This is a genomic window from Streptomyces sp. NPDC028910, from assembly GCF_055564955.1.
Map to the genome: position 1 here is coordinate 101,663 of NZ_JBVHVF010000014.1, position 18,785 is coordinate 120,447.

General features: G+C 72.4%; 15 protein-coding genes. 5 read left to right on the forward strand and 10 right to left on the reverse strand.

All coding sequences use genetic code 11. From position 1 onward, the window contains the following. Nucleotides 1-54: 54 nt before the first annotated feature. The 6 genes from whiA to ACZ4TV_RS18810 are packed head-to-tail and all read right to left on the reverse strand — an operon-like array spanning nt 55 to nt 6,640. Nucleotides 55-1,050 (reverse strand): DNA-binding protein WhiA, encoded by a 996-nt coding sequence (gene whiA / locus ACZ4TV_RS18785; protein ID WP_030009075.1) that lies wholly within the window; start codon nt 1,048-1,050, stop codon nt 55-57. After that, entirely contained in the window at nt 1,041-2,096 is a 1,056-nt protein-coding gene (locus ACZ4TV_RS18790) for a gluconeogenesis factor YvcK family protein (RefSeq protein ID WP_468135778.1), read from the reverse strand. Before ACZ4TV_RS18790 ends, whiA begins: the two co-directional genes overlap by 10 nt. Then, nucleotides 2,093-3,040 carry an RNase adapter RapZ gene (gene rapZ, locus ACZ4TV_RS18795; RefSeq protein WP_468135779.1) on the reverse strand — a complete coding sequence of 316 codons (948 nt, stop codon included), beginning with the start codon at nt 3,038-3,040 and terminating at the stop codon, nt 2,093-2,095. The genes ACZ4TV_RS18790 and rapZ overlap by 4 nt, the downstream gene beginning before the upstream one ends. Next, entirely contained in the window at nt 3,037-5,046 is a 2,010-nt protein-coding gene (gene uvrC, locus ACZ4TV_RS18800) for an excinuclease ABC subunit UvrC (protein ID WP_468135780.1), read from the reverse strand. Before uvrC ends, rapZ begins: the two co-directional genes overlap by 4 nt. Then, complete coding sequence (locus tag ACZ4TV_RS18805) at nt 4,956-6,053, reverse strand: hypothetical protein (RefSeq protein WP_468135781.1); 1,098 nt, start codon at nt 6,051-6,053, stop codon at nt 4,956-4,958. The genes uvrC and ACZ4TV_RS18805 overlap by 91 nt, the downstream gene beginning before the upstream one ends. Next, nucleotides 6,050-6,640, reverse strand: coding sequence for a papain-like cysteine protease family protein (locus ACZ4TV_RS18810; RefSeq protein ID WP_468135782.1), 591 nt, complete (start codon nt 6,638-6,640; stop codon nt 6,050-6,052). The genes ACZ4TV_RS18805 and ACZ4TV_RS18810 overlap by 4 nt, the downstream gene beginning before the upstream one ends. A gap of 229 nt (nt 6,641-6,869) precedes the next feature. Here ACZ4TV_RS18810 and ACZ4TV_RS18815 point away from each other — a divergent pair, with 229 nt between their 5' ends. Then, nucleotides 6,870-7,802: a hypothetical protein gene (locus ACZ4TV_RS18815; RefSeq protein ID WP_468135783.1), complete on the forward strand. Its 933-nt coding sequence runs from the start codon at nt 6,870-6,872 to the stop codon at nt 7,800-7,802. Between the two features lie 18 nt (nt 7,803-7,820). On the opposite strand, the gene ACZ4TV_RS18820 is transcribed toward ACZ4TV_RS18815, so the two are convergent. Then, nucleotides 7,821-8,252, reverse strand: a complete 432-nt coding sequence (locus ACZ4TV_RS18820; protein WP_468135784.1) for a Rieske (2Fe-2S) protein — start codon at nt 8,250-8,252, stop codon at nt 7,821-7,823. A 105-nt stretch (nt 8,253-8,357) separates the two neighbouring features. On the opposite strand from ACZ4TV_RS18820, the gene ACZ4TV_RS18825 reads away from it, so the two are divergent. Beyond that, on the forward strand, nt 8,358-9,239 hold the full coding sequence (locus ACZ4TV_RS18825) for a carbohydrate kinase family protein (protein ID WP_468135785.1): 882 nt from the start codon (nt 8,358-8,360) through the stop codon (nt 9,237-9,239). A 263-nt stretch (nt 9,240-9,502) separates the two neighbouring features. On the opposite strand, the gene uvrA is transcribed toward ACZ4TV_RS18825, so the two are convergent. Continuing rightward, the gene (gene uvrA / locus ACZ4TV_RS18830) at nt 9,503-12,451 is read right to left on the reverse strand and encodes an excinuclease ABC subunit UvrA (protein WP_468135786.1); all 2,949 of its coding nucleotides are present in this window, start codon (nt 12,449-12,451) and stop codon (nt 9,503-9,505) included. 189 nt (nt 12,452-12,640) lie between these two features. Here uvrA and ACZ4TV_RS18835 point away from each other — a divergent pair, with 189 nt between their 5' ends. From ACZ4TV_RS18835 to ACZ4TV_RS18845, 3 genes are all read left to right on the forward strand, one after another. Next, nucleotides 12,641-13,342, forward strand: a complete 702-nt coding sequence (locus ACZ4TV_RS18835) for a maleylpyruvate isomerase family mycothiol-dependent enzyme (protein ID WP_468135787.1) — start codon at nt 12,641-12,643, stop codon at nt 13,340-13,342. A gap of 24 nt (nt 13,343-13,366) precedes the next feature. Then, nucleotides 13,367-14,023: an MBL fold metallo-hydrolase gene (locus tag ACZ4TV_RS18840; RefSeq protein ID WP_468135788.1), complete on the forward strand. Its 657-nt coding sequence runs from the start codon at nt 13,367-13,369 to the stop codon at nt 14,021-14,023. Nucleotides 14,024-14,221: 198 nt separating this feature from the next. Next, entirely contained in the window at nt 14,222-15,538 is a 1,317-nt protein-coding gene (locus tag ACZ4TV_RS18845) for an MFS transporter (RefSeq protein WP_468135854.1), read from the forward strand. A gap of 46 nt (nt 15,539-15,584) precedes the next feature. On the opposite strand, the gene ACZ4TV_RS18850 is transcribed toward ACZ4TV_RS18845, so the two are convergent. Beyond that, on the reverse strand, nt 15,585-16,568 hold the full coding sequence (locus ACZ4TV_RS18850) for a TerC/Alx family metal homeostasis membrane protein (protein ID WP_468135789.1): 984 nt from the start codon (nt 16,566-16,568) through the stop codon (nt 15,585-15,587). Nucleotides 16,569-16,806: 238 nt separating this feature from the next. Beyond that, entirely contained in the window at nt 16,807-18,780 is a 1,974-nt protein-coding gene (locus tag ACZ4TV_RS18855) for a TerD family protein (protein ID WP_468135790.1), read from the reverse strand. Nucleotides 18,781-18,785 lie beyond the last annotated feature (5 nt).

Here is an 18,785-nt window from a genome sequence, read left to right on the forward strand (position 1 = left end):
GGGCGCGAAGGGGCCCGCACGAGTGATCGTGCGGGCCCCTTCGGCCGTACATGACTAACCGGCCATGTTGTCGGCCATCTCCTCGCTGAGGTCGAGGTTCGACTCGGTGCCCGGGATGCCGAGATCCTGGGCCCGCTTGTCGGCCATCGCCAGCAGGCGGCGGATCCGGCCCGCGACCGCGTCCTTGGTCAGCGGCGGGTCGGCGAGCGCGCCCAGCTCCTCCAGGGAGGCCTGCTTGTGCTCCATGCGCAGCCGGCCGGCCGCGGCGAGGTGCTCGGGGACCTCCTCGCCGAGGATCTCCAGCGCGCGCTGCACCCGGGCCCCGGCGGCCACCGCGGCCCGCGCCGAGCGGCGCAGGTTGGCGTCGTCGAAGTTGGCGAGGCGGTTGGCGGTGGCGCGCACCTCCCGCCGCATCCGGCGCTCCTCCCAGGCCAGTACCGACTCGTGCGCGCCGAGGCGGGTCAGCAGGGCGCCGATCGCGTCGCCGTCGCGGACCACGACCCGGTCGACCCCGCGCACCTCGCGCGCCTTCGCCGCGATGGAGAGCCTGCGGGCGGCGCCCACCAGGGCCAGGGCGGCCTCCGGGCCGGGGCAGGTGACCTCCAGGGAGGAGGACCGGCCCGGCTCGGTGAGCGAGCCGTGAGCCAGGAAGGCGCCGCGCCAGGCCGCCTCGGCGTCACAGGTGGCCCCGGAGACCACCTGCGGCGGAAGACCCCGGATCGGCCGTCCGCGACCGTCCACGAGGCCGGTCTGGCGCGCGAGCTGGTCACCGCCGGCCACGACGCGGACCACGTAGCGGCTGCCGCGGCGCAGTCCGCCGGGGGCCATCACCACCAGGTCCGAGGAATGGCCGAAGATCTCCAGGATGTCCTTGCGCAGGCGCCGGGCGGCGATCCCCGTGTCCAGCTCCGCCTCGATGACGATCCGTCCGCTCACCAGGTGCAACCCGCCCGCGAACCGAAGAATCGCCGAGACCTCCGCCTTCCTGCAGCAGGTCCGGGTGACGGGCAGGCGGGAGATCTCATCCTTCACCGCGGGCGTCATCGCCATGGGCCGATCCTTCCATGCATCCGAAAAATACGGTCGTACGCGGCGGCAAGCAGCTCCGGGTCGTGCTTCGGAGAGCCGTCCTGCCTGGCCACGGGCGCCAGCTCGACCGCGGCACCGAACCGTTTCGCGGCATCGGCAAGGGACTCGCGGTCGGGCACGGCGGCCTGATCGGCCAGCACCACGTCCAGGGCGAGTTTAGGGGCGTGTCGGGCCAAAACCTCCAAATGACGCTGCGGAGAGAAGCCCTCTGTTTCGCCGGGCTGCGGCGCGAGGTTCAACGAGAGGACCCGGCGGGCCTTCGTCTCGACCAGCGCGTCGAGCAGTTCCGGCACCAGCAGGTGCGGAATGACGGAGGAGAACCAGGACCCCGGACCGAGCACCACCCAGTCGGCGTCCAGGACCGCCCGGGCGGCCTCCGGCACGGCCGGCGGGTCGCTCGGCACGACCTGTACGGAGAGCACCTCGCCCGGGGTCAGCGCCACCGTGGCCTGCCCGCGGACGGTGTCCACGTCCTCGGGACGGGCCGGGTCGTGCCCCCTGACCAGGGCCTGGAGCTCCAGCGGCACCGCCGACATCGGCAGCACCCGGCCCTGCGCCCCGAGCAGCCTGCCCACCAGGTCCAGGGCCTGGACGGGGTCGCCGAGCTGTTCCCACAGGGCGACGATCAGCAGGTTGCCGACGGCGTGCCCGTGCAGGTCGCCCTCGGACTGGAAGCGGTGCTGGATGACCCGGGCCCAGGTCTGGCCCCAGTCGTCGTCCCCGCACAGCGCGGCCAGCGCCTTGCGCAGATCGCCGGGCGGCAGCACGCCGAGCTCCTCCCGGAGCCGGCCGCTGGAGCCGCCGTCGTCGGCGACGGTGACCACGGCGGTGAGGTCACCGGTGATCCGGCGCAGGGCGGCGAGGGAGGCCGACAGGCCCTGGCCGCCGCCGAGCGCGACCACCTTGGGCGCGGCGCCGCGCCGGCGGCCGGAGCGGCCCGCGCCGTCCTCGCCCCTTCCCGGGGTGAGGCGGCGCAGGCGGCTCAGTCGCGGGGTCCGAGCGATCACTCGCGCCCCATGTCCCGGTGGACTACGACGGTCTCGACTCCCTCGGAGGCGAGGCGGGCGGCGAGCTTCTCGGACATGGCCACGCTGCGGTGCTTGCCGCCCGTGCACCCGACCGCGATGGTCACGTACCGCTTGCCCTCGCGGCGGTAGCCGGTGGCGATGAGCTGGAGCAGCTCGGTGTAGCGGTCGAGGAACTCCTTGGCGCCGGGCTGGCTGAAGACGTACCCCGACACCTCCTCGTTGAGCCCGGTGAAGGGGCGCAGCTCCGGGACCCAGTGCGGGTTCGGGATGAAGCGGCAGTCGACGACGAGGTCGGCGTCGACGGGGAGGCCGTACTTGTAGCCGAAGGACATGACGGTGGCCCGCAGCTCGGGCTCCTCGTCCCCGGCGAACTGGGCGTCCATCTTGGCGCGCAGCTCGTGCACGTTCAGGCTGGAGGTGTCGATCACCAGGTCGGCGTCGCCGCGCAGCTCGCGCAGCAGGTCCCGCTCGGCGGCGATGCCGTCGGTGATGCGCCCGTCGCCCTGGAGCGGGTGCGGGCGGCGGACCGATTCGAAGCGGCGGACCAGCGCGTCGTCGGAGGACTCCAGGAAGACGATGCGGCGGGTGACGCCCTTGCTGTCGAGGTCGGCGAGGGACTCACGCAGGGCGTCGAAGAACTGCCGGCCCCGGACGTCGACGACGACCGCGATGCGCGCCACGTTGCCCTGGGAACGGGCACCGAGCTCCACCATGGTGGGGATCAGCGCCGGCGGGAGGTTGTCGACGACGAACCAGCCGAGGTCCTCCAGACACTTGGCCGCCGTACTACGGCCGGCCCCGGACATCCCGGAGATGATCACCAGCTCGGGGATGGCCGCCTCGGCGCTCTCGCCGGGCTCCACTGTCGTGCCCGTACTCACCTGTGCTCCGTCTCGGTCGTGCGTCGTCTCGTGCTCGGTCATTGCTCGGTCCCCCGTTCGGACGATGCTCCCGCTGGCGCGGGGTTCTCGTCCTCAATGATCTCTCCTGTGGCCATGTTGACGGCAGGACCGGCGGGAACAGCCCGGGCGAGGGCCGCCACCACCGTCTCCGCCGTCTTGCGGCCTATGCCGGGGACCTCGCAGATCTGGTCGATTGTCGCCTGTCTCAGCTTCTTCACCGAACCGAAGTGCTTGATCAGGGCCTGCTTGCGGCTCTCGCCGAGGCCGGGCACGGCGTCGAGCGGACCTGCCTTCAGACGCTTTCCCCGCTTGTTGCGCTGGTACTGGATGGCGAAGCGGTGGGCTTCGTCACGCACCCGCTGGAGCAGGTAGAGGCCCTCGCTGGTACGGGGTAGGACGACCGGATCGTCCTCGCCGGGCAGCCAGACCTCCTCCAGCCGCTTGGCCAGGCCGCACACGGCCACGTCGTCGACCCCGAGCTCCTCCAGGGCCCGCTTGGCGGCGGCGACCTGCGGCTGCCCGCCGTCGACCACGACGAGCTGGGGCGGGTACGCGAAGCGCTTGGCCCGCCCGTCGTCCTCGGGCACCTCGCCGTCCCCTTCCTCCGCCTCCCACTCGCCCGTCCTCAGCTTCTCCTGGAGGTAGCGGCGGAAGCGCCGGGAGACCACCTCGTGCATGGAGCGGACGTCGTCCTGCCCCTCGAACGACTTGATCTGGAAGCGCCGGTACTCGCTCTTGCGGGCCAGCCCGTCCTCGAAGACGACCATCGACGCGACGACGTCGTCTCCCTGGAGGTGGGAGATGTCGAAGCACTCGATGCGCAGCGGGGCGCCGTCGAGGTCCAGGGCCTCGGCGATCTCCTCCAGGGCCCGGGAGCGGGTCGTGAGATCGCTGGCGCGCTTGGTCTTGTGCAGGGCGAGGGACTGCTGCGCGTTGCGGTGGACGGTCTCCATGAGGGCCTTCTTGTCGCCGCGCTGCGGTATCCGCAGGCTGACCTGGGACCCGCGGCGCTCGGCGAGCCACTGGCTCAGCGCGGGCGTGTCCTCCGGGAGCGCCGGGACCAGCACCTCCTTGGGGACGGCCTCGCCCTTCTCCTCGCCGTACAGCTGCTGGAGGGCGTGCTCGACGAGCCCGGCCGTGTCGACGGCCTCGACCTTGTCGGTGACCCAGCCGCGCTGGCCGCGGACCCGGCCGCCCCGGACGTGGAAGATCTGCACCGCGGCTTCGAGCTCGTCCTCGGCGACCGCGATCAGGTCGGCGTCGGTGGCGTCGGCGAGGACGACCGCGTTCTTCTCCATGGCGCGGCGCAGCGCCCCGATGTCGTCGCGCAGCCGGGCGGCCTTCTCGTACTCCATCTCCTCGGCCGCCTCGTGCATCTCCTTCTCCAGGCGGGAGAGGTAGGCGCCGGTGCGGCCGGCCATGAAGTCACAGAAGTCCTCGGCCAGTTCGCGGTGCTCCTCGGGGGTGACCCGGCCGACGCAGGGCGCGGAGCACTTGCCGATGTAGCCGAGCAGGCAGGGGCGGCCGATCTGGGCGGAGCGCTTGAACACTCCTGCGGAGCACGTCCGCACCGGGAACACCCGCAGCATCAGGTCGACGGTCTCACGGATCGCCCAGGCGTGCCCGTACGGACCGAAGTAGCGCACGCCCTTCTTCTTGGGCCCCCGCATGACCTGGACCCGCGGGTACTCCTCGTTGAGGGTGACGGCGAGGGAGGGGTAGCTCTTGTCGTCCCGGTACTTGACGTTGAACCGGGGGTCGAACTCCTTGATCCACGAGTACTCCAGCTGGAGCGCCTCCACCTCGGTGGACACCACGGTCCACTCGACGGAGGCGGCCGTGGTCACCATGGTGGCGGTACGGGGGTGCAGGCCGGCGACGTCCTGGAAGTAGCTGGCCAGGCGCTGGCGCAGGCTCTTGGCCTTCCCGACGTAGATCACCCGGCGGTGCTCGTCGCGGAACCTGTAGACCCCCGGGGAGTCGGGGATCTGTCCCGGCTTGGGGCGGTAACTGGAAGGGTCGGCCATGCCAACCACCCTACTTGCGCCCGCCGACAACCGACCCGCCCCCAGCCCGGGGCGGAGCCCCGATCTTTCAGCCTCGCCAGGGGGTCCCCCCGGACGGAGTCTGGGGGAGTTTGAGGCGCGGGGTCTGGGGCGGAGCCCCGGGACGCGGCGGGGCGGGAGACGACGCACCGCGGGGCCCGGCCCCTGACGGAGACCGGGCCCTGCGGGCGAGGAGCTACGCCTCGGCGGTGGTACGGCGCGCACGGCGAAGGACAAGGAACCCCAACCCCGCCCAGCGCGAGCACACCGCCGGCCACCAGCCCGACCGACACGGCCCCGGCCTCCGCCTCGGCGGCGCCGGGAGCGTACCCACCCGCCATCCCGCCCTCGGCATACGCGGACCCCGGCAGCTTGTCCCCGTACGCCCGGGCCACCCGCGCCCGGTACGCCCCGAGCGTGGTGCCCCCGGCACCCACGGCCCGTACGGCGTCCTCGTCCAGCGGCAGCACCCGACTGCCCCCGGCCACGTACCACGCGTCGATCTGCGGCTCCCGGAACACCGTCCCGCCGGGCAGCTTCGCGGCGCCGAGCCGCGCGTAGCGGAATTCGTCGTCGCCGGTGGCGATGTTCACCACCTGCCACCCGGCCTCGGTCCGCGCCGTCCACAGCGCGGCCTGCTGCCCGTCGGAGGCGACCGCCTTGCTGGCGAGGAACTCCAGGCGGGCGACGGACGCGCCGGCCTTGCCCGCGACGAAGTCCGGGGAGAGGTGGTTGACCGGTATCGCCTCGCCTTCGATCCGGGGTCGCGCGGCGGCCTGGGAGACCTTGCCCTCCCGGGCGAAGAAGCGGGAGAGGGTGGCCAGGGTGCCGGGCTCGGCGGCCGCCTGCGCGGCGGCGGCCCTGTGCTCGGCGGTGGCGGCCTCGGGCTGCGGCACGGGGGCCGCGGCGGCCTGCGGGGCGAGCCCGAGGAGGCCGGTGGCGGCGAGGACCGCGGCGGCGGCGGTGGCGCGCAGGGTCATGGCGTTCACGCCCCGATCCGGTAGAGCGAGTGGGTCCAGGAGAAGGTGCTGTTGTTCACGTACCAGGCGTGGGAGGCCCAGTTGTAGCGGTCGCTGGAGGGCCAGGGATCGCCCCAGTAGACCCAGCTGTTGGCGGTGTCGTAGCCGTAGACGACGTGCATGTGGCCGCCGCCGCCCGACCACTGGATCCGGGTCTCGATCGGGCGGTTGGCGTTGATCTCGGTCTGGACGGTGGAGTACTGGAGCCAGCCGTTGACGTACGAGCCGGGGTTGATGCCCGCCCAGCGCAGTCCGGTCTGGACGTTGCCGAGGGTGGCCTGGTTGTTCGGGCAGTCGTAGCCCTGCTGGCGGTTGAAGGCGGCGTTGCAGAACTGGTTCTGGGTGTAGTTGCGGCCGAACCAGGTGGCGATGGTGTTGCCGCCCGCGGCCCAGCACCAGTTGGTCTTCTGCTGGGCCTGCATGGTGATGTTCAGGCGCTTGGTGCCGAGGGTGGAGTCGGTACCGGCCTCGGCGGCGGTGGCGGCGGCGGCGGGCAGGGCGAACAGCAGGGCGGTGAGGAAGGCGGCCAGGGAAAGCCGCCGGTTTCGGTTGCGCATCGCGTTCCTCCCGAGGTGGGGAGTGGGGGGTGGAGGAGCGCGTCCGGACGCTGTGGAGGAGCATCAGGGAGTTGTCGCGATCAGGTCAACAGGCTTCAATACGCCGTGACATTGCAGTGTGAACGGTGGGGCTGTGGTGTGAACGGTTGCTGTCGTTTCACCTGGTCCCCCGGCACCACCGTCGCCCTCCCCCACGGCGGCGCGCGTGAACGTTCACAGAGGAGTGGCCATGCGGACGACCGCGGACCCGGCAGAACTCGGCCAGTTGCTGCGCGGCGGCCCCTTCCACCTCGCCCTCCGCGCCGCCCTCGCCGCGCGCGGCCTGCCCCTGCACCGGATACAGCACCGGCTCGCGGCGCAGGGCATCAAGGTCGGCGTCACCAGCCTCAGCTACTGGCAGCAGGGCGCCCGTCGGCCGCGCCGCGCGGAGTCGCTGCGGGCCGTCACCGCGCTGGAGCGGATCCTGGAGCTGCCCGACGGCGCCCTCCTGCGCCTGCTGGCCACCCCGGAGTCCGACCCCGGCCCCGCCCGCCCGGCCACCCGCTCCTACCGGGCCCTCTTCGCCATGGGCGGGGCCGTGGAGCGGCTGCTCAACGGGATGGAGCTCCCCCCGGACGGCGGGCTGCACTCGCTCGGCCACCACGAGCGGGTCCGCATCGGACCGGCGGGCGAGATGCAGGCGCGCGAGTCGCAGCAGATCGTCCGGGCGCATCGCGACGGGGTGGACCGCTATCTCGCCGTCCACCACGGCGACCCGGGCTGCGACGTGTCCCGGACGCGCGTGACGGCGTACGAGAACTGCCGCACGGGCCGCGTACGGTGCCACCCGCAGGCCGGGGTGGTGGTCGCGGAGCTGCTCTTCGACGCGCGGCTGCGGCGCGGGGACACGTACGTCTTCGGCTACGGCATCGAGGACGGCACGGGAGCCCGCAGCAGCGAGTACGTGCGCGGCTTCAGCTACGCGGGCGGCCAGTACATGCTCCAGGTCCGCTTCGACGAGGCGGCCCTGCCGGTGCGCTGCCGGCGCTTCGCCCGCGCCGGGCCCGAGGCCCCGCGCACCGGACTCGTGGACCTGACGCCGAGCGGCCGGCACCGGGCGGTGCACCTGGTGGAGCAGGGGGTGCGGCGCGGGATCCTCGGGATCGCCTGGGACTGGGACTGATTCCCCGCCCCCGGCGGCTCAGCCCGCGATGAGCTTGCCGTTCTCCGCCCTGACCGGGACGGCGGGCAGCGGGTCGGTGGCCGGGCCGCGCAGGACCTTGCCCGTCGCCACGTCGAAGCGGCTGCCGTGGCAGGGGCAGTTCCCCTCCCCTTCGACGATCTTGTCCAGGACGCAGCCGGCGTGCGTGCACTGGGCGCTGAACGCCTTGTACTGGCCCTGCGCCGGACAGCTGACGATCAGCTTCCGCTCCCGGTACAGCTTCGCGCCGCCCACCGGGACGTCGGCCTCGGCGCCCAGCTCCACCGGCGCGGTGGGGGTGGCCGGGGTGTTGCCTCCGCTGTTGGTCGCGGTGGAGCAGGCCGCGAGCGTCGCTCCGGCGCCGGCGGCCCCGGCGAGCGCGGCGGCGCCCTTGAGGACGGTACGGCGGGCGGCTGACTGCGGCGCGGGCATGCGGATCTCCAGAGATGAGGGCGCGAGGGGGGCGGGGCGCCGGGGCCCGGTCGGGGCACCGGCCCACCCGACGATACCGCCGTGCCATGAGGTAGCTTCCCCCGCGTGATCGTCGTCGGCGGAGAAGCCCTCATCGACCTGGTGCCCGTGGCGCGGCCGCCGGGCGCGCTGCTGCCCCGGCCGGGCGGTGGACCGTACAACACCGCGCTCGCGCTCGGGCGGCTCGGCGCCGAAGTGGCCTTCTGCTCGCGCGTCTCGGCGGACGGCTTCGGCGAGAGCCTGCTGGCCGGGCTGCGGGCCGCCGGGGTGGACGTGTCGCTGGTCCAGCGCGGACCGGAGCCGACCGCTCTCGCCGTGCCCTCGCTGGCCCCGGACGGCTCGGCCTCGTACGGCTTCTACGTAGAGGGCACGGCGGACCGGCTGTTCACCCTGCCGCCCGCCCTGCCGGAGGGGGTACGGGCCCTCGCGCTCGGCACCTGCTCGCTGGTCCTGGAACCGGGCGCGAGCGCGTACGAGTCCCTGCTGCGCCGGGAGTCCCGGCGCGGGCTGCTGACCCTGCTGGATCCGAACATCCGGCCGGCGCTGATCGCGGACCCGGCGGCGTACCGCGCGCGCTTCCTGGACCGGCTGCTGCCGCACACGACCGTCCTCAAGCTGTCGGAGGAGGACGCGGCCTGGCTGGGCGGCCGGGTCGGCGACTGGCTGGCGGCCGGACCCTCGGCGGTGGTGCTGACCCGGGGCGCGGCGGGCCTGACGGTCTGGACGCGGGAGGGCGCGGAGCACTCGGTCGCGGCCCGCCGGGTCGAGGTCGCGGACACGATCGGGGCGGGCGACACCGTCAATGCCGCCCTCCTGCACCGGCTCGCCGGTGCGCCGGACCGCTCGGTGGACTGGCCGGACGTCCTGGCCTACGCCGCCCACGCAGCCGCCCTGACCTGCACCCGGCCTGGCGCGGAGCCGCCGTACGCGGCGGAGCTCAGCCGATAGCGGCCGGGCCGCCCCACCAGCCCCGCCGGTGTGTGAGGCGCGGGGGTCCGGGGCGGAGCCCCGATCTTTCAGCCCCGCCGGGCAAATCCAGCCCCGCCGGCGTTTGAGGCGCGGGGGTCCGGGGGCGGAGCCCCGATCTTTCAGCCCCGCCGGCGTTTGAGGCGCGGGGGTCCGGGGGCGGAGCCCCCCGGCAGCGGCGGCGCGGACCGGAAAGGGGCCCGGCCATCGGCCGGGCCCCTCTTCGGCTGAGCTCAGCGCAGCGGCTACGCCTTGGGGGCCCGCGCCGCCGTCTTCTTGGCCGCAGCCGCCTTCTTGGCCGGGGCCTTCTTCGCGACCGCGGTCCGCTGCGGCGGCACCGCGTCCGAGACCCGGTCCGCGCCCAGGATGTCCCGCAGGAACTTGCCCGTGTGGCTCGCGCCCACCGAGGCCACCGCTTCCGGCGTGCCCTCGGCCACCACCAGGCCGCCGCCGTAACCGCCCTCCGGTCCCATGTCGATGACCCAGTCCGCGGTCTTGATGACGTCCAGGTTGTGCTCGATGACGATCACCGAGTTGCCCTTGTCCACCAGCCCCGACAGCACCTTGATCAGCTTCGAGATGTCCTCGAAGTGCAGACCCGTCGTCGGCTCGTCCAGCACGTACACCGTCCGGCCCGTCGAGCGCTTCTGGAGCTCGGAGGCCAGCTTCACGCGCTGCGCCTCACCGCCCGACAGCGTCGGCGCGGACTGCCCGAGGCGGACGTAGCCCAGCCCGACCTCGTTCAGCGTCTTCAGGTGACGCGCGATCGTCGGCACCGCCTCGAAGAAGCCCAGCGCCTCCTCGATCGGCATGTTCAGGACTTCGGCGATGGACTTGCCCTTGTAGTGGACCTCCAGCGTCTCCCGGTTGTACCGGGCGCCGTGGCACACCTCGCACGGGACGTAGACGTCCGGCAGGAAGTTCATCTCGATCTTGATCGTGCCGTCGCCGGAGCAGTTCTCGCACCGGCCGCCCTTCACGTTGAAGGAGAAGCGGCCCGGCAGATAGCCGCGCACCTTCGCCTCCATCGTCTCCGCGAAGAGCTTGCGCACGTGGTCGAAGACGCCGGTGTACGTCGCCGGATTCGACCGCGGGGTCCGGCCGATCGGGGACTGGTCGACGTGCACGACCTTGTCGACGAGCTCGTCCCCGTCCACCCGCGTGTGCCGCCCCGGCACCGAGCGGGCGCCGTTCAGCTCGCGCGCCAGGTGCGTGTAGAGGATGTCGTTGACCAGCGTCGACTTGCCCGAGCCCGACACACCGGTCACGGCCGTGAGCACGCCCAGCGGGAAGGACACGTCGATGTCCCGCAGGTTGTTCTCCTTGGCTCCGTGGACGGTCAGCCTGCGCTCCCCGTTCACGGGCCGGCGCACGTCCGGGATCGCGATGGACTTCTTGCCGGCCAGGTACTGCCCGGTCATCGACTCGGTGTTCTTCAGCAGGTCCTTCAGCGAACCGCTGTGCACCACCTTGCCGCCGTGCTCGCCCGCCCCCGGACCGATGTCCACGACCCAGTCGGCCACCTTGATGGTGTCCTCGTCGTGCTCGACCACGATGAGCGTGTTGCCCATGTCCCGCAGCCGCACCAGAGTCTCGATCAGCCGGTGGTTGTCCCGCTGGTGCAGGCCGATGGAGGGCTCGTCCAGCACGTAGAGCACGCCGACCAGGCCGGAGCCGATCTGCGTGGCGAGCCGGATGCGCTGGGCCTCGCCGCCGGACAGGGTGCCGGCGGCCCGGTTGAGCGAGAGGTAGTCGAGGCCGACGTCCACGAGGAAGCGGAGGCGCTCGTTGACCTCCTTCAGGACCCGCTCGGCGATCTTCTTGTCGCGGGCGTCGAGGCGCATCCGCCCCAGGAAGTCCGCGCACTCGCTGATCGACATGGCGGCGACCTCGGCGATGGACTTCTCCATCACCGTCACGGCGAGCACGATCGGCTTGAGGCGGGTGCCCTCACAGGTCGGGCACGGCACCTCGCGCATGTAGCCCTCGAAGCGCTCGCGACTGGCGTCGCTCTCCGACTCCGCGTGCCGCCGCTTGACGAACGGCACGGCGCCCTCGAAGGCCGTCGTGTACGCCCGCTCCCGCCCGTACCGGTTGCGGTAGCGGACCTCGATCTGCGTCTTGTGCCCGTAGAGCAGGGCCTTCTTCGCGCGCGCCGGCAGCCCGGCCCAGGCGATGTCGGTCCGGAAGCCGAGCTCCTCGGCGAGCGCGCCGACCAGCCGCTGGAAGTAGTCCTTGGTGTGACCGAGCGACCACGGAGAGACCGCTCCCTCGTCCAGGGACTTGTCCTCGTCCGGAATGATCAGCTCCGGGTCCACCTCCATGCGCGTGCCGATGCCGGTGCACTCGGGGCAGGCGCCGAAGGGCGAGTTGAAGGAGAAGGAGCGCGGCTCCAGCTCCTCGAAGGACAGGTCGTCGTAGGGGCAGTAGAGGTGCTCGGAATACATCCGCTCACGCTCGGGGTCGTCCTCCGCGAGGTCGACGAAGTCCAGGATCACCATGCCGCCGGAGAGGCCGAGGGCCGTCTCCACGGAGTCGGTGAGCCGGCGCTTGGCGCTCTCCTTGACGGTGAGGCGGTCGATGACCACCTCGATGGTGTGCTTCTCCTGCTTCTTCAGCGTGGGCGGCTCGGAGAGCTGGATGGTCTGCCCGTCCACCCGCGCCCGGCTGTAGCCCTTGGTCTGGAGGTCGGAGAAGAGGTCGACGAACTCGCCCTTGCGCTCGCGCACCAGCGGCGAGAGCACCTGGAAGCGGCTGCCTTCGGGGAGCGCGAGCACCTTGTCGACGATCGCCTGCGGCGACTGGCGCGAGATGGGGCGGCGGCATTCCGGACAGTGCGGCTTGCCGATGCGGGCGAAGAGGAGGCGGAGGTAGTCGTAGACCTCGGTGATGGTGCCCACGGTCGAGCGCGGGTTGCGCGAGGTCGACTTCTGGTCGATCGAGACGGCCGGGGAGAGGCCCTCGATGAAGTCGACGTCGGGCTTGTCCATCTGCCCGAGGAACTGGCGGGCGTACGACGAGAGCGACTCGACGTAGCGGCGCTGACCCTCGGCGAAGATCGTGTCGAAGGCCAGGGAGGACTTGCCCGACCCGGAGAGTCCGGTGAAGACGATGAGTGAGTCGCGGGGCAGGTCGAGCGAGACGTTCTTGAGATTGTGCTCGCGAGCGCCACGAACGATGAGACGGTCGGTCACGCCGGTCCGCACCTTTCTTGAGAGAGCGGGGGGCACGGGGCCCCCGTCCCAGGGTATGGGGGGCGCCTCTGCGATGGGCTTGCTGTGTGGACTTCCGAGCGTATAGCACGCACATTCGATTTACGGCACTCCGCAGACCTCTTCACCCGATCGTGTGGCCGCGGGCCCGCGGCCACTAGGCTCGCTCTCATGACTGATCATGTGCACGACCTGCGATCTGTACGTGAAGCGACCGACCGGCTCCTGACCGCGGCCGCGAAGCTGGACGACGCCGCCCTGGCCGGGGAGTCACTGCTCCCAGGCTGGAGCCGCGGCCACGTCCTGGCCCACCTCGCGCGCAACGCGGACGCCCTCGTCAACGTCTTCGAGGGGCGCCCCATGTACGAGAGCGCCGCCGCGCGCGACGCGGACATCGAGCGCGACGCCGGCCGGCCCCTGGAAGAACACCTGGCGGACCTCCGTGATTCCGGGGCCCGCTTCCTCGCCACCACGGAGGCCGACCAGGACTGGTCCCGCACCGTCGAGCTGCGCAACGGCGTCACGGACCTGGCCGCCAACGTGCCGTTCCGCCGGCTCGTCGAGGTCGAGCTGCACCACGTCGACCTGAACATCGGCTACGGCCTCGAAGACCTCCCCGAGGAGTTCACCGACCGCGAGATCGCCTTCCTCGCCGACCGCTGGTCCGGTCGCCCGGAGGTCCCGCCGGTGACCCTGAAGACCTACCACGGCGACCGGGTCTGGCACACCGGCGGCTCCGAGGGCTCCCCCGTGACCGTCAGCGGCACCCCGGACGAGCTGCTCGGCTGGCTCGCCGGGCGCGGCCTCAAGGGCGCCCACCTCACCGTCGAAGCCGCCGAGGGCCAGGGCCTCCCCGAGCTCCCGCCGCTCTAGGTCCAACCCCTCTAGGATCAAGTCATGACGTACACCGGAGAGGTCAAGGTCGGCGGTCCGGCCGACGTGCACGAGCTCGCGGACCTGATGATTTCCAAGGTCGCGGTGGGCGCGATGAACAACAACGCCTACCTGCTGCGCTGCCGGGCCACCGACGAGCAGCTGCTCATCGACGCGGCCGCCGACGCGGACACGCTGCTGAGCCTGATCGGGGACGACGGCATCGCGTCCGTCGTCACCACCCACCGGCACGGCGACCACTGGGGCGCCCTCCAGGCCGTGGTCGACGCGACCGGGGCGACCACCTACGCGGGTGCCCACGACGCCGAGGGCATCCCCGTGACGACCGACGTCCCGGTGGCGGACGGGGACACCGTGCGCGTCGGACGGGTCGAGCTGACCGCCCGCCACCTGGTGGGCCACACCCCCGGTTCGATCGCCCTGATCTACGACGACCCGCACGGCCACCCGCACCTCTTCACCGGGGACTGCCTCTTCCCGGGCGGCGTCGGCAACACCGGGGGCGACCCCAAGGCCTTCGCGCGGCTGATCGACGACGTCCAGCACAAGCTCTTCGAGCAGTTGCCGGACGAGACCTGGGTCTACCCGGGACACGGCAACGACACCACGCTCGGCGCGGAGCGTCCGCACCTGGGCGAGTGGCGCGAGCGCGGCTGGTAGGCACCGCATCGCGTCAACTTCGGTACGCGGCGCACTCCTTCCGGTCGTTGACGACCGAACTCACGTCCCGAGGGGCGGGGAACGGGTATTTGGTGCGGCATGCAACAAGACCCCTCCCCGTCCCTCGCCTCCTCCCCCACCCCCACCGCGGCCCCCACCTCCCCGCCCGCCGAAGCCGACGGCACCCCCCGGCCCGGCATGCTGCGGCTCGCCTCGGCCTCGCTCGCCGGGACCGCGATCGAGTTCTACGACTTCTTCGTCTACGGAACGGCCGCCGCCCTCGTGCTCGGCCCGCTCTTCTTCCCCTCCTTCTCCCCGCTCGCCGGGACCCTCGCCGCCTTCGGCACCTTCGGCGTCGGTTTCCTCGCCCGCCCCCTGGGCTCGGCGGTGTTCGGCCACATCGGCGACCGCTACGGCCGGCGCCCGGTCCTGCTCGGTTCCCTGCTGCTCACCGGCCTGGCCACGGTCGCGGTCGGCTGCGTGCCGACGTACGGCTCGATCGGCATGGCCGCGCCGGTCCTGCTCCTCCTGCTGCGCTTCCTGCAGGGCCTCGGGCTGGGCGGCGAGTGGGGCGGCGCCGTGCTGCTGACCGCCGAACACGCCCCCGAGCGGCGGCGCGGACTGTGGTCGAGCTTCCCGCAGATCGGCCCTGCGGTCGGCTTCCTGCTGGCCAACGGAATCGTCCTGACCCTGTCGGCGACCCTGACCGACGCCCAGTTCACCTCCTGGGGGTGGCGGGTGCCGTTCTGGGCGGCCGGGCTGCTGGCGCTGGCCGGGCTGTGGTTGCGCCGCGCGGTGGAGGAGACCCCGCAGTTCCGGACGCTGGCCGAGACCGGCCGGCGGGCCGAGGCCCCGCTGGCCGAGGTGGTACGGGGCCACTGGCGGCTGCTCCTGCTGACCGGCGGGGCGCTCGCCGTGGGGTACGCCGTCTTCTACGCGGTCACCACCTGGTCCCTCGCGTACGCCACCGAGCACCTGGCGGTGAGCCGCACGGTGATGCTGGCCTGCATCATGGCCGCGGTCGCGCTCAAGGGTCTGGTGACCCCGCTGATGGCGGTGCTCGGCGACCGCTACGGGCGTCGGCCGCTGTGCCTGGCGGGGTGCGCGGTCTGTGCGCTGTGGATGTTCCCGCTGGTGGCGCTGCTCCGTACGGCCGACCCGCTGCTGATGACGCTGGGCTTCGTCGTGGCGCTGCTGGGCATGGTGACGATGTTCGCGGTGGTGGGCGCGTACCTGCCGGAGCTGTACGCCCCGAGGATCCGCTGCACGGGCGCGGCCGTCGGCTACAACCTGGGCGGCGTGCTGGGCGGGGCGCTGACCCCGATCGTGGCGACGGCGCTGGCGGACGGCTCCGGTCCGCCGTGGGGCGTCGCGGTGTACCTGAGTGGGATCGCCCTGCTCAGCCTGGGCTGTTTCGCGCTGCTGCCGGAGACCAATCCGGGGGTCGTACGGAAGCGGGCGGGCGCGGGCGGGGGGACGGAAACGGGGGCGGCCGAAGCGGCCGCCCCCGCGTAGATCCGCAGATCCGCAGACCCGCAGATCCGTAGGTCCGTAGGCCCGGTTACGCGTCGATGCTCTCCGGGCGGGCGGCGGTCTCGGCCGCCGCCTGCTTCTTCGAGGCCATCAGGCTGGTGATCGTGGTGATGACCAGGACACCGCAGATGACGCCCAGGGAGACGGGGATCGAGATCACCGGGACGTGCAGCCCGGACTCGTGCAGGGCGTGCAGCACCAGCTTGACGCCGATGAAGCCCAGGATGACCGACAGGCCGTAGCTGAGGTGGACCAGCTTCTTCAGCAGGCCGCCGATGAGGAAGTACAGCTGGCGCAGGCCCATGAGGGCGAAGGCGTTGGCCGTGAAGACGATGTACGGGTCCTGGGTGAGTCCGAAGATCGCGGGGATCGAGTCCAGGGCGAACAGTACGTCGGTGGTACCGATGGCGAGCATGACGACCATCAGGGGGGTCAGGACGCGCTTGCCGTTGTTCTGGATGAAGAGCTTGGTGCCGTGGTACCGGTCGGCGACGCCGAACTTCTTCTCGACGGACTTCAGGAGGCGGTTCTCCTCGAACTCCTCCTCGTCCTCGTCCTTGCGGGCCTCCTGGATCAGCTTCCAGGCGGTGTAGATCAGGAACGCGCCGAAGATGTAGAAGACCCAGGAGAAGCTGGCGATGATCGCGGCGCCGGCCGCGATGAAGATCGCGCGCAGCACGAGGGCGATCAGCACGCCCACGAGCAGCACCCGCTGCTGGAGGTGGGAGGGCACCGCGAACTTCGCCATGATCAGGACGAAGACGAAGAGGTTGTCCACGCTCAACGACTTCTCGGTGATGAAGCCGGCGAAGAACTCCTGGGAAGCCTGGCCGCCGCCGAAGAACCACAGGCCGAGGCCGAAGAGTCCGGCGAGGACGATCCAGACGACCGTCCAGGTGCCCGCTTCCTTGATCGATACGTCGTGCGGTTTGCGGCCGATGAAGAAATCGGCGCCTATGAGGAGGGACAGACCGAGAATGGTCAGGGCCCACAAGGTCCAGGAAACTTCCATGGTGAACACGCCTCCGGCGGATGGCTCAGCACTTCGTCAGCGTCATCGCTGCCGGAGGTCTCTTCCACCCGGGCGGCCTGGAGGCCGTGGGCCGGCGCCCCGGGACCGACTGCGTTCGTGGAGCCGAACTGGTCCGTATTGACGGGTACGCCGTAGCAGGAAAGCAGGAATACTCCCCTCCGCACGCCAGAGCATACCCGTCAGGGGTAGAAAAGGTAAAGGGAATCCCAAAGGATGGTCACGGGCGGGTAGTGCGCCGGGCCTCCGCCACCCGGTCCAGCGCCTGATCGAGGACGCGGCTGCCCCGCGGGGGCAGGTCCGGTTCGAAGGTCCAGGCGTGGTGGACCCAGGGATCGGCGAGGTGGTTGTCCGGAACGGGCGACAGCCGCATCAGGGAGCGCCACAGCGGGTCCAGCAGCGGCCCGTAGGCCGAGGCCTCGTCGCGGTCGGCGACCATCAGCAGGTGTACGCCGACCGCCGCGCCCTCGTCGGCGAGGTAGCGCAGCTGCGTGACGGCCCGGTCGTCGAAGCCGTGCGGGAAGTCGTGCACGATCAGCAGCTGCTCGGCCGTGTCCACGTCCGGGGGCAGGTCCTCGGGAGCACCGGCCCGCAGCGCCATCTGTACGAGGTCCACCCGCCGGGTCAGCCGCGCCAGCGTCTGCGTGACCCCGGCGGCCCCGGCGGCCGGCGGCCCGGCCAGCACCCTGGCCCGTACGAGGGGCGCCAGGGAGGCGGTCCCCGCCCCGGCCGCGTCGATGACGTGGACGGAGAACCGGTCGGCGGGGTGGACGGCGAGCAGCCGCACCGCGTACGCGACGGCCATGTCCATGGCGGCCCGGCGCAGCTGGTCGGTGTCCATGGTCATGGCGGCCTCGGAACCGGTCCGGCCGTTGTCGATCCAGAGTCCGCGCTCCAGCGGGACCCGGACCAGCATGGGGATGCGCAGATCGGGCCGCTCGGGCAGGTGCAGGTCCCCCAGGCGCAGGGCCAGCGGGCTCTCCTCGGGCGTCCGGTGACCGTGCCAGACGGGATTGTCCCAGCGGGCGTACGAGGCCGGCAGCGCGGGCTCGACCACCTCGCACTCGGCGATCAGCTGGGCGAGGTCCCGGTCGAGGACGGCCTGGGCCTGGGCGACGAGCTCCTCGCGGCGGGCCCGTGCGGTGTCGCGGGCTGCGTTCCCGGACCCGCCGAGACGGTGGCGCGGGTCGGACAGGGCCTCGTCGAGCTCGCGGTCCATGCGGGAGTCGGCGAACTCGACGGCGCCGCGGTAGGCGGCGACCGCGCGGGCCAGGTCCTCGAACATTCCCCAGACCTGGTTGTAGAGCCGCTCCTCCATGGACCAGCCGCTGGCGTCACCGGCGACGGGCCGCGGGGGCTGTCCGGGCTCCTGCGGCGCGGTGGCCCGCGGCGCCGGCTCGGGCGGCTCGGTGCTGGTACGGCGCCGGCGCGGGTGCGCGTAGCTGATGGTGGGCGGCGCGTCCCCGCCGCCGGGGCCGGGTCCGGGCGCGGTGGCGGCCCCGGGCGTACCGGCGTACGGGACTCCGGAAACGGGAGCCGGGTCCGGCGGCTCGGGAGCGGGCGCGGGGGCCTGGGCCGGGGTCCGCGGGGCGCGCAGGTCGCCGACCAGGCTCGGCACGGCGGCGAGCGTGCCGCCGGCCTCCGCGGCCGGGGCGGCCGTGCGCAGGGCGGCGGCGGCCAGCGCCGCGGCGTCCGGGGCGGGCAGCCCGCCATCGGTCAGCAGGGCGCCGAGGCCGTCGGCGTAGCCCTGGCCCACGGCGCGGACCTTCCAGGCGCCCTGGCGCCGGTACAGCTCCAGCGCGACCACGGCGGTCTCGACGTCCAGCCCGGTCAGCGTGTATCCGGCGAGCTCGGCGCCCTCCGGGTCGGCCACGGCCACGTAGGAGGCCGGGACCGCGCCGAAGCGCACCGGGCCGCCGGGCGGCAGGACGAGCAGCACGCCGACCCGGTGTACGTCCGCCGCGACCGCGTCGAGGTCGACGGCGAAGGTGTGCCGGTCGGCGAGCTCACCCGGCGCATCGACGCCGGGGAGGGACCTGGCGCCCGGGTGGGCCAGTATCCCGTTGCCGGAGAACCGGCCCTGTTCGTCGGCGAGCGAGGCCAGGGCGAGCACGGGCGTGCCCGCCGAGACCCTGATCTCCACCCGGCTCTGGGACACGGGGTGGTTCTGCCCCCGGACCAGTTCGGCCGTCATCGTGC

What these genes read in the sequence shown, in the direction of transcription:
- ACZ4TV_RS18815 (WP_468135783.1), top strand. Translation starts at nt 6,870, where the DNA reads ATGCGGACGACCGCGGACCCGGCAGAACTCGGCCAGTTGCTGCGCGGC.
- whiA (WP_030009075.1), bottom strand. Translation starts at nt 1,050, where the DNA reads ATGGCGATGACGCCCGCGGTGAAGGATGAGATCTCCCGCCTGCCCGTC.
- ACZ4TV_RS18810 (WP_468135782.1), bottom strand. Translation starts at nt 6,640, where the DNA reads ATGCGCAACCGAAACCGGCGGCTTTCCCTGGCCGCCTTCCTCACCGCC.
- uvrC (WP_468135780.1), bottom strand. Translation starts at nt 5,046, where the DNA reads ATGGCCGACCCTTCCAGTTACCGCCCCAAGCCGGGACAGATCCCCGAC.
- ACZ4TV_RS18835 (WP_468135787.1), top strand. Translation starts at nt 12,641, where the DNA reads ATGACTGATCATGTGCACGACCTGCGATCTGTACGTGAAGCGACCGAC.
- ACZ4TV_RS18840 (WP_468135788.1), top strand. Translation starts at nt 13,367, where the DNA reads ATGACGTACACCGGAGAGGTCAAGGTCGGCGGTCCGGCCGACGTGCAC.
- rapZ (WP_468135779.1), bottom strand. Translation starts at nt 3,040, where the DNA reads ATGACCGAGCACGAGACGACGCACGACCGAGACGGAGCACAGGTGAGT.
- ACZ4TV_RS18855 (WP_468135790.1), bottom strand. Translation starts at nt 18,780, where the DNA reads ATGACGGCCGAACTGGTCCGGGGGCAGAACCACCCCGTGTCCCAGAGC.
- ACZ4TV_RS18820 (WP_468135784.1), bottom strand. Translation starts at nt 8,252, where the DNA reads ATGCCCGCGCCGCAGTCAGCCGCCCGCCGTACCGTCCTCAAGGGCGCC.
- ACZ4TV_RS18850 (WP_468135789.1), bottom strand. Translation starts at nt 16,568, where the DNA reads ATGGAAGTTTCCTGGACCTTGTGGGCCCTGACCATTCTCGGTCTGTCC.
- ACZ4TV_RS18845 (WP_468135854.1), top strand. Translation starts at nt 14,222, where the DNA reads ATGCTGCGGCTCGCCTCGGCCTCGCTCGCCGGGACCGCGATCGAGTTC.